Source organism: Pedobacter frigidisoli (genome assembly GCF_032678525.1).
Lineage (GTDB): Bacteria > Bacteroidota > Bacteroidia > Sphingobacteriales > Sphingobacteriaceae > Pedobacter > Pedobacter frigidisoli_A.
The window spans coordinates 119,721-134,108 of the sequence record NZ_JAVTSE010000005.1 but is presented as its reverse complement, the minus strand read 5'-3'; the positions used below and the strand labels follow the sequence as shown (position 1 = coordinate 134,108).

15 protein-coding genes are annotated in these 14,388 nt (G+C 40.2%); 9 read left to right on the top strand and 6 right to left on the bottom strand.

Going from position 1 to position 14,388, the window contains the following annotated elements:
- Positions 1-9: 9 nt before the first annotated feature.
- On the bottom strand, positions 10-1,125 hold the full coding sequence (locus tag R2Q80_RS15195; protein WP_316800410.1) for a PLP-dependent aspartate aminotransferase family protein: 1,116 nt from the start codon (positions 1,123-1,125) through the stop codon (positions 10-12).
- A 122-nt stretch (positions 1,126-1,247) separates the two neighbouring features.
- On the opposite strand from R2Q80_RS15195, the gene R2Q80_RS15190 reads away from it, so the two are divergent.
- The 4 genes from R2Q80_RS15190 (at position 1,248) to R2Q80_RS15175 (ending at position 4,585) form a co-directional block, all read left to right on the top strand.
- Positions 1,248-1,742, top strand: coding sequence for a lipocalin family protein (locus tag R2Q80_RS15190; protein WP_316800409.1), 495 nt, complete (start codon positions 1,248-1,250; stop codon positions 1,740-1,742).
- 202 nt (positions 1,743-1,944) lie between these two features.
- A complete protein-coding gene (gene mqnE / locus R2Q80_RS15185) occupies positions 1,945-3,138 on the top strand; it encodes an aminofutalosine synthase MqnE (protein ID WP_316800408.1) in 1,194 nt (397 codons plus the stop codon).
- Positions 3,139-3,176: 38 nt separating this feature from the next.
- Entirely contained in the window at positions 3,177-3,800 is a 624-nt protein-coding gene (locus tag R2Q80_RS15180; RefSeq protein ID WP_316800407.1) for a histidine phosphatase family protein, read from the top strand.
- A 44-nt stretch (positions 3,801-3,844) separates the two neighbouring features.
- Positions 3,845-4,585: a menaquinone biosynthesis protein gene (locus R2Q80_RS15175; RefSeq protein WP_316800406.1), complete on the top strand. Its 741-nt coding sequence runs from the start codon at positions 3,845-3,847 to the stop codon at positions 4,583-4,585.
- 65 nt (positions 4,586-4,650) lie between these two features.
- On the opposite strand, the gene R2Q80_RS15170 is transcribed toward R2Q80_RS15175, so the two are convergent.
- Complete coding sequence (locus tag R2Q80_RS15170) at positions 4,651-4,968, bottom strand: HPF/RaiA family ribosome-associated protein (protein ID WP_316800405.1); 318 nt, start codon at positions 4,966-4,968, stop codon at positions 4,651-4,653.
- A 369-nt stretch (positions 4,969-5,337) separates the two neighbouring features.
- Here R2Q80_RS15170 and mutS point away from each other — a divergent pair, with 369 nt between their 5' ends.
- The 3 genes from mutS to R2Q80_RS15155 are packed head-to-tail and all read left to right on the top strand — an operon-like array spanning position 5,338 to position 8,974.
- Positions 5,338-7,917, top strand: a complete 2,580-nt coding sequence (mutS, locus tag R2Q80_RS15165; protein ID WP_316800404.1) for a DNA mismatch repair protein MutS — start codon at positions 5,338-5,340, stop codon at positions 7,915-7,917.
- A 27-nt stretch (positions 7,918-7,944) separates the two neighbouring features.
- A complete protein-coding gene (locus R2Q80_RS15160) occupies positions 7,945-8,475 on the top strand; it encodes a C40 family peptidase (RefSeq protein WP_316800403.1) in 531 nt (176 codons plus the stop codon).
- Positions 8,476-8,506: 31 nt separating this feature from the next.
- Entirely contained in the window at positions 8,507-8,974 is a 468-nt protein-coding gene (locus tag R2Q80_RS15155; protein ID WP_316800402.1) for a TlpA disulfide reductase family protein, read from the top strand.
- 150 nt (positions 8,975-9,124) lie between these two features.
- Here the strand turns inward: R2Q80_RS15155 and R2Q80_RS15150 are convergent, their stop codons facing one another.
- The 3 genes from R2Q80_RS15150 to R2Q80_RS15140 all read right to left on the bottom strand — a co-directional run bounded on the left by R2Q80_RS15150 (position 9,125) and on the right by R2Q80_RS15140 (position 11,878).
- Positions 9,125-9,970: an SDR family oxidoreductase gene (locus tag R2Q80_RS15150; RefSeq protein WP_316800401.1), complete on the bottom strand. Its 846-nt coding sequence runs from the start codon at positions 9,968-9,970 to the stop codon at positions 9,125-9,127.
- An 80-nt stretch (positions 9,971-10,050) separates the two neighbouring features.
- Positions 10,051-10,884, bottom strand: a complete 834-nt coding sequence (locus tag R2Q80_RS15145) for an SDR family NAD(P)-dependent oxidoreductase (RefSeq protein ID WP_316800400.1) — start codon at positions 10,882-10,884, stop codon at positions 10,051-10,053.
- 82 nt (positions 10,885-10,966) lie between these two features.
- Positions 10,967-11,878: an AraC family transcriptional regulator gene (locus R2Q80_RS15140; RefSeq protein WP_316800399.1), complete on the bottom strand. Its 912-nt coding sequence runs from the start codon at positions 11,876-11,878 to the stop codon at positions 10,967-10,969.
- Between the two features lie 30 nt (positions 11,879-11,908).
- Here R2Q80_RS15140 and R2Q80_RS15135 point away from each other — a divergent pair, with 30 nt between their 5' ends.
- Positions 11,909-12,280, top strand: coding sequence for an SDR family NAD(P)-dependent oxidoreductase (locus tag R2Q80_RS15135; RefSeq protein ID WP_316800622.1), 372 nt, complete (start codon positions 11,909-11,911; stop codon positions 12,278-12,280).
- Between the two features lie 65 nt (positions 12,281-12,345).
- A complete protein-coding gene (fabF, locus tag R2Q80_RS15130) occupies positions 12,346-13,596 on the top strand; it encodes a beta-ketoacyl-ACP synthase II (protein ID WP_316800398.1) in 1,251 nt (416 codons plus the stop codon).
- Here the strand turns inward: fabF and R2Q80_RS15125 are convergent, their stop codons facing one another.
- Positions 13,597-14,247: a YceH family protein gene (locus R2Q80_RS15125; protein ID WP_316800397.1), complete on the bottom strand. Its 651-nt coding sequence runs from the start codon at positions 14,245-14,247 to the stop codon at positions 13,597-13,599.
- Positions 14,248-14,388 lie beyond the last annotated feature (141 nt).

The window sequence follows — 14,388 nt, the reverse complement described above, 5'->3', positions numbered from 1 at the left end:
TTATTGTTCTTAACACAGCGCCTGTTCCAGGTCCGCGATAATATCATCTACATGCTCCAGGCCAATAGAGATTCTAAGTAAATTTTTTGGTGTTTTACTGTCAGGTCCCTCTACTGAGTATCGGTGTTCAATCAAACTTTCTACGCCTCCCAAACTGGTAGCCTGTGCAAAGAGCTTAACTTTGTTAACTACTTTGCTTGTGGCAGCTACATCTCCCTTTACTAAAAATGACATCATTCCTCCAAAATCTTTCATCTGCTTTTTGGCGATTTGATGTTGAGGGTGCGTTTCCAGCCCGGGGTAAAATACCGCATCAACCTGTGGATGATTAGCTAAGTATTGAGCAACTTTCTTTCCATTTTCGCAGTGACCTTTAATGCGATAAGCCAGGGTTTTAATGCTTCTGCAAAGCAGAAAGCAGTCGAACGGGGAGGGTACCGCCCCACCAGTTTGCTGGATGTTCCTGATCTTTTCCCAGAAATCATCCTTTTTTGCGGTAACCAAAATTCCACCTAAAACATCGCTGTGTCCACCCAGGTATTTTGTACTGCTGTGTAAAACAATATCCGCTCCGAGAAGAATGGGATTTTGCAATATCGGAGAGGCAAAGGTACTGTCACATATAAGTTTAAGTTGATTAGCATTGGCTATTTTTGCGATTTCTTCAATATCAGTGATCTTTAAAAGGGGATTTGAAGGTGTTTCAATCCAGATTAGCTGAGTATTTTCTTTGATTTTAGATTTTATCAGTTCCAGATCTGTCTGATCTACAAAATCGAATTCCAGGATTTCATTGTATATGGTTAAAAGTTGCTTTTTAATGCCCCAGTACATGTCGTCAGGTGCAATGATATGACTTCCGGGTTTTAATGCCTGAAACAAACTTAAGCCACAATTATTACCCGAAGCGAAAGCTGCTGCATCCTCACCGTATTCTAATTTAGCTACAGTGTGCTCTAAAGCAGACCTGTTCGGGTTGCTTACCCGACTATACATGTGGCCGCCTGGATAACCACCCTGTTCATCGCGAAAAAAAGTTGTTGATAAATTTATTGGAGGGGTAACATCTCCTGTAACATTTTTAACAAGATTAGAGGCGTGAATAGCAAGGGTTTCAGGTTTCATGATGATTATCGTTTTTAGCGGTTGGCAAAAATGCAATTTAATAATTTGGCGCTAATTTAAGCTTGTTAATTGTTTTGGCAAGATTTATGTAATTAGTTTCCCGAAATTTAAATTAAACTAAAATGAAAAGATTATTTATAGCTATCGCAATAGCATGTTCTACTCTAGTAATGTTACAAAGTTGTTCTTCAACAAAAAACGCTGCAACAGGTATTAATGGCGGTAGAGGTACCATCACGGGTACCTGGGTACTGAACAACGTCAGTTTAGAAGGTCTTCCCGATCAGGCAGTTCAGGGATTATTTGGGGAAAAATCATACAAATGTTTTCAGGGCAGCACGTGGAAGTTAACCAATAGCGGTAACGGATCTTATACTTTACCGGCATCCAGCACCTGTGGTGCAGTAATGCAGACTATTTTCTGGTCGGCAACCCCTGCAGACGAAACTTTTCAATTCAAGAAAATTTATGAAGGTGATAAGGCAAAGAACGTAAGTGAGGGTTATCGTTTGGTACTTACACAACTTTCTAAAGGGAATATGGTGATGAAATCGCCTATCGAGTTTGGTGGTAAGACAGCCAATATTGTGCTGACATTCTCACCGGCTGCAAATTAAGCCTAATCTACGAAAAACATATAATGAGCGCACTTCCGAAAGGGAGTGCTTTTTTTTTGGGAATTTATGCCGTATAAGTCTGCATCTATATCATATTCATTACCGTAAAAATCTGCGAGTCTGTGCCACTTACGCGGTTTGTTACAAGAAAATGATTTTCAAATCCGCTCAATATTGTATTTTTGTTCAAAATAAATCAGGAATGAATACAACTGAACAGGTTGAAAAAATATTAGCTGATACTTCATTATCAACTGAACTACAAAACATAGCACATAAAGTCCTAAACAAAGAAAGGATTACTTTTGATGAGGGTGTTTACCTTTATGAACATGCAGAATTGGGTTATTTGGGTGTTTTAGCTAACTTCATTCGTGAAGAAAAGCATGGAGACCATACTTACTTCAATAGAAACTTCCATCTGGAGCCCACAAATCTCTGCGTTTACGATTGTAAATTCTGCTCCTATTCGCGCTTAATTAAACAAAAAGAAGAAGGCTGGGCTTTAACGATGGAGCAGATGCTTGACATCGTTAAAAAGTATGATGATGAGCCGGTTACTGAGGTGCACATTGTTGGAGGCGTTTTACCTCAATACGACATGGCTTTTTATACTTCATTGTTCAGTGCTATCCGGGAGCACCGTCCTGATTTACACGTGAAAGCTTTGACTCCTGTAGAGTATCACTATATCTTTAAAAAAGCTAAACTTGACTATGCAACAGGCATGAGGATGATGAAGGAGGCCGGTTTGCAGAGTATGCCTGGAGGCGGTGCTGAAATTTTCCATCCGGAAATTCGGGATCAGATAGCGAAAGACAAGTGTACTGGCGAACAATGGCTCGCCATACATGAAGAATGGCACAAATTGGGCATGAGGAGTAATGCAACCATGCTTTACGGACATATTGAAGCATATCATCACCGTGTAGACCACATGGATAAACTCAGGGATTTACAAGACAAAACGGGTGGTTTTCAGACTTTCATACCATTGAAGTTCAGAAATCAGCATAATCAAATGAGTAATGTTCCTGAATCTTCAGTAATTGAGGATCTTAGGAATTATGCTATAGCACGAATATATCTGGATAACTTCGACCACGTTAAAGCTTACTGGGCAATGATTAGCCGCGAGACCGCCCAGTTATCCCTTAACTACGGTGTTGATGATATAGACGGAACTTTAGACGATACCACAAAAATTTACTCAATGGCAGGTGCTGAAGAGCAAAACCCGGCAATGAGTACCAAAGAATTGGTGAATCTGATTAAACAGGTTGGTAGAAAGCCGATCGAACGTGATACCTTGTACAATGTGGTAACCGACTTTGAACATGTTGTATTTGAAGAGGAGAAGAAACCACAGTATTATAAGTTACCGGTAGTTAATTAATGACAGATGTTTAAAATCTGTCAGTCAATAAATTTAAAATGAAGCAAATTTACATCATCCGCCACGGCGAAACAGAACTTAACAGGCAAGGAATAGTACAGGGCAGAGGTATAAATTCAGACTTAAATGATACAGGCCGCGCACAAGCTGAGGCTTTTTATCAGACTTATAAGAATATTGATTTTGATAAAATTTACACCTCTGACTTAAAGCGTACCTGGCAAACCCTTCAAAAGTTTATAGATTCTGGCTTACCGTGGGAGCGACTATCGGGGCTTGACGAATTAGCATGGGGTATTTGGGAAGGGAAATCTAACACAGAAGATTCCCGTGATGCGTTCAGAGAGATGCTGGAGACCTGGCAAAATGGAGATTATACTGCTCATTTTGAAGGCGGGGAGAGCGTTCAGGATGTTTACGAGCGTTTGAAGGAACCGATGCATATCTTATCAACCCGGCCGGAAGAAAAAACGGTGTTACTTTGTATGCATGGCAGGGCAATGCGTGTTTTTCTTTGCTTGCTACTGGATAAACCCCTAAGCGAGATGACCGAGTTTCCACACCAGAATACAGTTTTATATAAAATGGGTTTCGAAGATGGAAAGTTCAGCGTGCTTGAATTTAACAGTGCCGTTCATTTGGATGGGTTAGTAATTGACTAGTTCTAAGTGAATTTAGGATTTTTGAAATAACTATAATAGATACATTGAATAAAATAAAAATATCGGCTGTTGCTTATACCAACACCAAGGCATTTATATACGGAATTAAACATTCGGACATTATAAATAAGATAGATTTAAGTTTAGATATTCCTTCAGATTGCGCGGCTAAGGTTATTAGTGGTGAGGTAGATATGGGATTAATGCCGGTGGCAGCCATTCCATTGGTGCCCAACGCCAATATAGTAGCCGATTATTGCATAGGCAGTGATGGTGCTGTAAATTCAGTATTCATTTTCAGTGATGTTCCGGTTGAATCGATTAAAACCCTGAGGTTGGATTCACATTCCAGAACATCGAACAATCTGGCAAAGGTATTGCTTAAGTTTTACTGGAAACAAGATGTTGAATTCACAACTGATACAACTGCGAAAACAGATGCAATTGTTTTAATAGGCGACCGTACTTTCGGTAGGAAGAATGATTTTGCTTTTGTGTACGATATGGGACAAGAGTGGAAAAACTTTACAGGTTTGCCCTTTATGTACGCTGCCTGGGTTGCCAATAAAGAGATTCCAAAGGAATTTAAAAATGAATTTAACGCTGCCCTGAAACTCGGCTTAGACCACAGACAAGATGTGTTGAGGGAGCTTCCCCGTACTGATAATTTTGATCTGGAAGACTATCTATATCACAAACTTCAGTTTGAGGTTACTGACGACCGGAAAAAGGCTTTAAATAGATTTCTCTATTATATCGGGGAATTGGAGAAGGAAAAAGTATAAGATAGAAAGAAGCATTATACTTAAAAAGCCCCGGCAGTTTACTATACTTTCCGGGGCATTTATATTTAATGTGATTTCAGTTTGCCACTGATGGTTTCTAATTTGCTTTTTAATTTTGTTAAAGCCCCGGCTATTGCTAAATCATAGTTGTTTCCGAGGTTGGTAACAGCAACCGGCTCTTTGCCTGTAATTTTAGCTTCAATCAGACAACGCTTGTCGTCTAAGCCATCTTTGCTGCCATTTTCATCAGAAAGATGAACCTCTAATCTGGTGATTAGATCACTAAACCTGTTTAAGGCTTCAGTAATCTGATTTTGAATTTTGTCTTCGTATTCCTGATGTATTGTTAAATTTTTGTCGGTATTCAATTGAATCGTCATCATAAAAATATTAGGTTAAATTATACCTGAATAACAGAAAACTGCTCCAAACGTTTTGAAATAACTGGCTTAGTTAGTAATTAGCTGATTTTGAGCTCCGTTTTGTTGAACTGGTTCGAAAGAAGATCTGAATGTTTGCGCTTGTGTGGATACTAGTCAAAATAAAAGGGATTCATTTTTATCAAGATTAACTTCGCTATCCGACCGAATCTGTTTTTTGTTCCAGAAGATTGCAAAATAAGAATTTCACCGTTCAAAAAATCTTTTAACTTTTCAACAAAACAACTATAAAATGCCTAATCGTACTATCTTTATAGCTTTTGCAAATTAATTTCAGTTTTGGCTAAAGATACGAATAAAGAAACCCCGCTCATGCAACAGTACAACGCTATTAAAGCGAAGTACCCGGGGGCACTTTTACTTTTTAGGGTTGGAGATTTTTATGAAACCTTTGGCGAAGATGCCATAAAAACCGCCCAGATTTTAGGCATTGTACTCACCAGGAGAGGGACGGGGCCTAATGGTGGAGCCCTTGAGCTGGCAGGTTTTCCCCATCATTCTCTGGATAATTATTTATCTAAACTGGTTAGGGCCGGTCAGCGGGTAGCCATTTGCGATCAGCTGGAAGATCCGAAAGCAACCAAGACTATAGTTAAACGTGGGGTAACGGAATTGGTTACACCAGGTGTAGCTTATGGCGATAATATCGTTAACCAGAAATCAAATAATTATCTGGCTTCGGTTTTTTTCGATAAAACCCATATTGGTATTTCTTTTCTCGATATATCGACAGGTGAATTCCTGATCGCTCAGGGTAATAGCGATTATATAGATAAGCTTTTGCAAGGGTTTAAACCCACCGAGGTCATTTTTCAAAAATCTAAACGTCAGACTTTCATGGAACAGTTTGGCGACAGGTTTTACACTTTTGGGCTTGATGAGTGGCCTTATACTTCAGATTATGCTGAAGAAACATTAACAAAGCATTTCGATGTTGCTTCGCTTAAGGGTTTCGGGATAGAGCGTTTGCAAAGTGGTATTGTGGCCGCCGGAGTTGTATTGCACTATCTGGGTGAAACAGAGCATCGTAATTTGCAGCATATTTCTTCTATTAGCCGGATTGAAGAGGATCGTTTTATGTGGCTGGACAGGTTTACCATTCGTAATCTTGAACTGGTAAATTCTGCTAATGATAATGCAGTAACTTTGTTTGATATTCTTGATCACACCTGTACCCCAATGGGTGCCCGCCTGCTACAGAAGTGGATCATTATGCCACTGAAAGAATTAAAACCTATTCAGGAGCGATTGGGAATGGTTGATTTTTTTGTTAATCATCATGATATCCAGCAGGAATTTTTAACCCACATCAAGCAAATCGGCGATATAGAACGATTGATATCTAAAGTTGGTTTGCAACGTGTAGGGCCGCGGGAATTAGTGGCGTTGAAAAGAGCCCTAACTCATATTGATGCAGTCAAAAACCTGGCTGCTAATTCAAAAAATCCTTTTCTGATTAAAATTGCCGACCAGCTGAATCCATGTATTGCCATTCGTGAGAAAATTGAAAAAGAGCTTCAGCCTGAACCTCCCGCCTTGCTTATTAAAGGAAATGTGATTAACGACGGAATTGACGAAGAATTAGACCGTTTGCGTAAAATTGCTTTTGGGGGTAAAGATTATCTGGTGCAGATTCAAAAGCGGGAAGCGGAAGCTACCGGCATTCCATCCCTTAAAATATCTTTTAACAATGTGTTTGGATATTATCTGGAAGTAACTCATACCCATAAGGATAAAGTGCCCGAAGGATGGATACGCAAACAAACCCTGGTTAACGCAGAGCGTTACATTACACCGGAACTGAAAGAATATGAGGAACAGATTTTAGGTGCAGAAGAGAAGATACAAGCTATAGAAATCCGTTTGTATAATGAACTGATGTTTGAAACGGCAAGCTATATCAAACCCATTCAGCTCGATTCATTTTTAATTGCCCAGCTTGATTGCTTACTTTGTTTTGCACAGCTTGCAGAAAAAAACCATTACGTTAAACCGAGTGTAAATAAGGAAAAGGTATTGGATATTAAGGGTGGCCGCCACCCGGTTATCGAGAAGCAGTTGCCCGTTGGACAGGAATATATTACGAATGATGTTTACCTGGATACAGAATCGCAACAGATTATCATGATCACGGGGCCAAACATGGCCGGTAAATCAGCAATTTTAAGGCAGACTGCCCTGATTGTGCTAATGGCCCAAATGGGATGTTTTGTGCCAGCGAAAGCAGCCGATGTTGGATTAGTAGATAAAATTTTTACACGTGTAGGTGCGTCGGATAATATTTCTTCGGGAGAAAGTACATTCATGGTAGAAATGAATGAAACGGCCAGTATTTTAAATAATATATCGGATAACAGCCTCATTTTGCTGGATGAAATTGGCCGTGGTACCAGTACTTATGATGGTATTTCAATCGCTTGGGCGATTGCTGAATTTCTGCATCAACATCCAACTTCCCGGCCCAAAACGCTGTTTGCAACTCACTATCATGAGCTGAATGAGTTAGCTAACACGATGCCAAGAATTAAAAACTTCAACGTTTCGGTGAAAGAGATGACAAACAAGGTTATATTTCTGAGAAAATTAGTTCCGGGAGGGAGTGAGCATAGTTTTGGTATTCATGTAGCTAAAATGGCTGGTATGCCTCCAAAGCTGATTGGTAGGGCTAACGAGATTTTGAAAAAGCTGGAAATCGACAGGACTGAGGGACAGAGCATCAAAGATAGTATCAAGAAAGTTCAGAACCAGGCTTATCAGCTCCAGATGTTTGCGGTTGACGATCCGGTATTGGTCAAGATTCGTGACACACTGAATAACTTAGATGTTAATGCACTCACTCCGGTTGAAGCGTTATTAAAGCTTGATGAAATACAGCGCCTGATAAAAAATTAAAGATTTCCTTTAAAATTTAATCAACGAATGCAGAAATTAATTAAAGAGGTTGTGATGATAAAAACAAAATTGCTGTCTTGTTATTGGATTGCTTTATTTCTGGTAGTCGTGCTTGCATCCTGTGGTTCACGCAAATATACCGTTAAAAGTGATACGAAAGCCGCTAAAGCAGCTGATGCTATGGCTAACTTAAAAAGTAAACAGCTCTACAAGTTTATTACGGAATGGACCGGTGTAAGGTACCGTTTCGGTGGCTTAGATAAAAATGGTATTGATTGTTCTGGTTTTGCATTTTTACTGGAAAAAGAAATATATGGGGTTACGTTGCCACGAATCTGCCGTGATCAGGCCAGTTTTGTCAGGCGTAAAAACGTTGACAGTCTAAAAGAGGGAGATTTACTTTTCTTTTCTTTCGGCGGCAATGATGTTGATCATGTTGGCGTGTATTTAAATAATGGTTTTTTTGTTCATGCAAGTACAAATAGGGGAGTGATTGTTGATGATTTAAATCTGCCAGCTTACCAAAAGGTTCTGGTAAAGTCGGGATCAGTTAATTAAACACTCATATTGTTTTTATCATTGTAAAATCATGAGGATTTGTTTTGTCATTTTCTTCTCGTTACTTAGCTATTCATTAAGCGCACAGGTAAAATTGCTTACGCTAGATCAACTCGATGCGCGCATAGCAAGAGGTAAAGACACTACTTATGTCATCAACTTTTGGGCTACCTGGTGCTCGCCTTGTGTCGCAGAAATACCTTACTTTGAAAGACTTAAAACAGCGAAAATTAAAAAGCCCGTTAAGGTGTTGTTGGTCAGTCTGGATTTCAAATCGAAGCTGCAGAAAGAAGTCATTCCTTTTGTGAAAGGGAACAATATAAAATCTGAAGTTTTTCTTTTAAATGAGTCAGATCAGCAGGCTTATATCGAACGTATAGATAAAAACTGGACGGGAGCAATACCTGCAACTTTATTTGTTATAAAAGATCTCAGGCGTTTTTATGAGAAACAATTTACGGAAGCAGAGCTAGCGAATACTTTGCTAGGTTTGAAATAACTTGGTATTTGTTGTAGTCCTGACATGCAAGTTCGCATTCACCTAAGAACAAACCAGCGCCGGGAATGTGAGAGAGATGACGGGTAAGTCACCAAAGCAATTGGCGGCAGTATAAAATGAAAAGGGATAATTACTTATCCCTTTAAAACCCTAAACTACATCGAAATTGGTTGCTGTAGCTAACAATTCCCAATTTTTCATATCTTTCTGTATATCATTAATTTTTGCATTTGCAACTGCATAGGCATCTGGCCCTAAAAACAGATGTAAGGGAGGATTTTCACTTGCAGCAGCAGCGATTATTACATCAACTCCTTTTGCCGGATCACCAGGTTGCTGGTTATTGATGTCGTTTTGGTGGGCAGCTTGTGAATCGCGTACTTCCTTGTAAGCATCAATCGGACTTGCCGGAACAGCAAGGGAGCCCGATGTAAGGAATTCAGTTCTGAAATACCCTGGCTCAACAACGGTTGCTTTTATACCTAGTGACTTAACCTCTGCTGCCAGCGATTCAGTGAAACCTGATACGGCAAATTTGGTAGCGCAGTATATTCCAAAACCAGGGAAGTTCCCGGAAAAACCACCAATAGAAGAAATGTTGAAGATGTGTCCTGATTGTTGCTTCCGCATCTGTGGCAATGCCTTTCTGATCACGTTCAGAGAACCGAAAACATTTATGTCAAAATTCTCACGAGCTTCGTGGTCACTTAGTTCTTCCAGGGCTCCAAGCATTCCGTACCCCGCATTATTTACCAGTACATCCAGTTGTCCGAATTTGCTAATGGTTTGACTAATGGCTTCTTCTACACTGCTTTCCTTTACCAGGTTTACAGAAAGCGGTAAAAAGTTTTCATGGTTGCCCACTGCCTTCTCCAAGTCAGCAATACTTCTTGAAGTTGCAGCTACACGTTCGCCATTACTTAATAATTTTTTTACCAGTGTTAGTCCAAGTCCTTTTGAGGCGCCAGTAACGAACCATACTTTTTTATTTTCCATGATTTTTGTTTTTAATTTTTTTAATTGATTGTGTATCGCAATGTCAGGTTAAAGCCTGTTATAGCCTTCCCGCAGCAACTTTAATAGTCGGTAGAAATTGTAATTGCCTTCCAATCCTGATATTCTTTCTTAAGCGTATCGATTTTAGTACCCGCTCTTTGAAAAGCATCGTTGCCTAATAGTAAATGTAAAGGCGGGTGCGGCATGCTGGCTAGTGAGATCATCGCTGCAGCAGCCTTTTCAGGGTCACCTGCCTGAGCACCGTTCATTTGCAGGTATTTTGCATGCATCTTGCGCACGTCATCATAAGCTTCGATAGGGTTTTTAGCCAATAGAAGTGATTGTTCTGTTAGGAAACTGGTTCTGAATGCCCCTGGCGCAACAACGGTTACTTTAATGCCGAAGGCTTTCAGATCTTCAGATAATACTTCAGATAAGGCTATCACTGCTGCTTTTGTGGCTGCATATACTGACCAACCTGTTGCACCAGCGATGCCGGCAATGGAAGCAATGTTAATGATATGACCTGAGCCCTGTGATCTTAATTGTTCACATACCTTTCTGATGACGTTGATAGTGCCAAAAACATTGATATCGAAGCTGGTTCTTGTTTCCTGGTCTGTAAGCTCTTCAATACTACCCCCAATGCCGAAGCCAGCATTGTTTATCACTACATCAATTCTTCCAAACCGGGCAATAGTTGCGTTTATGGCTTGTTCGACACTTGTTTCGTCAGCAAGATCTACAGCTAAGGGAAGAAATTTCTCAGTATCAGAATTTACTGCCATAGACAGGTCATTCATGTTTCTTGAAGTCGCCGCTACCGACTGACCTGCTTTTAACAACTGATTTACTAAACTTAAGCCTAACCCTTTGGATGCTCCGGTTATGAACCAAACTTTTTTAAGTCCCATAATTTTATCTTTTTTGTTAAGACAAAACTAGGGCAGAAGTTACAGACCCTTATTACGTCAATCAAACTGATAATTACGAAATTCAAACAATTCGGTACGCAGTTGGCGTGTGGCTGGTTAATTTTTTAAAAAAGTTGTTGAAGTGGGTAGGTTCTTCGAAGCCAAGGCAGTAACCGATTTCAGAAATATTCCAGTCTGTATGCTTAAGCAGTGCTTTCGCTTCACTTAGCAAACGTTCTGTTATGAAGTGTGTTGTCGTCTTTCCTGTAGTCTCTTTAATTGCCCTGTTGAGGTGATTAACGTGAACAGAAAGTTGAGCGGCGTAATCCTTTGCCGATCGCATGGTAAACCGCTGGGAAGGATTTTCAATTGGAAATTGACGTTCGAGCAGCTCGGTAAACACCGAAGTGATACGTGAATTTGCATCGGGATGTTTATAAAGTACTTCTGATGGGTTACTCTTTAATGCAAAGTGCGTAATTTCTGTCGTGTAATTTCGGAGTAAATCGTATTTGTAGATGTAATCGCTATTGATTTCATCCAGCATTTTTGAAAATATTGCCGATATATGTGCGTCTTGTTGGTCATTCAGAACGTAAGCAGGTTTTCCGCCCAGGGCAAACATGGGCAAGTCTCCAATCTTTCCCCGTATTTTTTCATTGAAAAAAGCTTCTGTGAAAATACAGAAATAGCCACGGACATCAGTAATTTTGCCGCTCGCCAGTTCCCAGGTATAGGGTACCAGTGGATTAAAAAACATAAGCGCAGTGCCGTTTATTTCCACGCTTTTATCGGCGTAGTGATAAATGTTATGCCCGCGATTCAACGCGATCTTATAAAAATCACGCCTGCTGTAATTCATAGGAGGCTTATCGTCGCCGAGGCAATCTTCCATTTTGAAAACGTTAAAGTGCCCAATATCCTTTTGTAAAGTGTCTGGAAGGAAATCGAATTTCTTTTGGTAGAAGTCTGCAAGGCTTTCAATTGTACTCATTATTCAAAGTTACAAAATTCAAACTAATAAATAGTTAATCCATTATGCTTTTTAGTATTAAAGAAGCAACAGGTATCAGCCATTGTAAATGTTTCTTCTGTTGTGGCCCAGTTTCCCGGAATCACCTTGCCTACTTACGCTGCAAGTAAGGAGTCCCTTCACTCTTATACCACATCTTTAAGATTGAGTTTGGAAGGTACACCTGTAAAGGTAGTTGAATTGATGCCTCCATTGGTTGATACTGAGTTTTCAAAGGAAATTGGAGGCCACAATGAAATAAAGCCGTCTGTTGTAGCAGATGAATTTCTTGCAGCTTTGGAAAAGGATGAATTACCGGGAGAAGTTTTGCGTTTATTATGCGGTAATAAGGATAGGAATTGGCACCTTTGCCGCGAGAATTAGAATAATGCATTGAAACCTGAATTTAATGCGCAGCCTGTACGCAGGAGAAAATTAAAAACAATAAAATGAAACGAGTAGTTGTAACTGGATTAGGGGCTATAACCCCACTTGGAAACACGGTAGGAAGCTTTTGGGAGAATATTTTAAATGGTAAAAGTGGCGTTGGTCCGATTACTAAATTTGATACCACTAAGTTTAAAACCCATTTTGCTGCTGAAGTAAAAGATTTTGACGCGACTTCTTTCCTTGATAAAAAGGAAATCAAAAAGTATGATCTGTTTACCCAGTATGCTATTGCTTCAACCGATCAGGCCATTGCAGATGCGGGTTTAGATTTTAATGCCATGGCAGATGACGAGCTTGCGGAAGTAGGTGTGATCTGGGCAACGGGAAACGGAGGTATTTCTACCTTCGAGCAACAGTTAGCTGAATTCCATCAGGGCGACAAAACACCAAGGTTTAATCCATACTTCATTCCGAAAATGATCGTGGATATTGCTGCTGGAGTGGTATCAATCCGCCATAAACTGCGCGGTCCTAACTATTGCACTGTTTCGGCATGTGCTTCTTCGAACACGGCTATCATCAGTGCTTTTGATACCATTCGCTTAGGTAAAGCCAATATCATGGTTGCCGGAGGTTCAGAAGCGGCAATAACGGAGGCTTCAGTTGGAGGATTTAATGCAGCACAGGCGCTATCTAAACGGAACGACAGTCCTGAAACTGCTTCACGGCCATTTGATGTTGCACGCGATGGCTTTGTGATGGGCGAAGGTGCAGGAGCCCTGATTCTTGAAGAGCTCGGGCATGCTTTAAACCGCGGAGCTAACATCTATGCAGAGATTGTAGGCGGTGGGATGGCTGCTGATGCTTATCATCTAACCGGAACACCTCCGGATGGAATAGGCGCAACACTGGGGATGAAGAAAGCCTTAAGTGATGCTGGAATATCAGCTGACAAAATTGACTATATCAATGCTCACGCAACTTCTACTGGTTTAGGTGATATTAGTGAACTTGTAGCTGTTAAGAATGTTTTCGGCGATTTGCCAGTTATAGTCGGTGCATCAAAATCGATGACAGGACACTTACTCGGTGCAGCAGGGGCGGTTGAAAGCCTAATCAGCATTCTGGCGATTAGAGATGGAGTAATCCCTCCAACCATCAATACGCAGCAACTGGATGGGAAAATTCCCGAAGGCCTTAATATTATTCTTGGAGAACCGATTAAAAAGGAAATCAACTATGTCCTTAACAATACTTTTGGTTTCGGCGGACATGTCGCCAGTACTATTTTCAAGAAGTACGAGGGATAGTTATTTATCCATTAAAAGATTAACCAGTTCTTTTAGTTCGTCCAGTTCTTGTTCCAGTTTTAAAACACGATTTTCCAGTTCTTCATTGGGCTGGAAAATTGCTGTTTGGAAAGCTTCCTGATCGGTTTCCTGGATTTCGGCCTGTTCTCCAAGCAGATGTGCAAACCGGGCTTCTTTTTGTCCGGCTTTTTTCGGAAGTAGTTTTACAAATGCAGGCTCCTCGTTTGCTAATTTATTTAATTGTTCCACTATTTCCTCGATGCTCTCGAACTCATACAAACGACCGGAATTACTGTTGATTTCACCTGGGGTTAGCGGTCCGCGCAAAAGTAACAGACATAAAATTGATAGTTCTGAAGGAACAAGCGGGTAGACAATGCCCAGGTTATGTTTATATTTGATTGCCCTGCTCGAACCTCCCGTTGCGGTAGATATTAATCCTCTAATCTTCAGCGAGTTGAATGTTAAGGTTACTGTTTCTTCATCGTAATTGACAACAGGGTTTCTTGAACTTTTCTGATTACAGGCGGAGGTTAAGCTATTTAGGGTCATCGGATAGTAGTCAGGCGTTGTTCTGCTTTTTTCAATCAATGAGCCTAACACACGTTGTTCTTCCGATGATAAGTCGGGTAACGGTTTGATATCTTCCATTTGATAAAAATATATAAAGAAGCTGAATCCCGAAATAAATTTTGTTAAAAGATAACTGGCGGGTTTCATAAATTTTACACTGTAGAATTATTCTAAATTCCCGAATTCACATTTTTTACGGTTTAGATTGACGAACTTTAA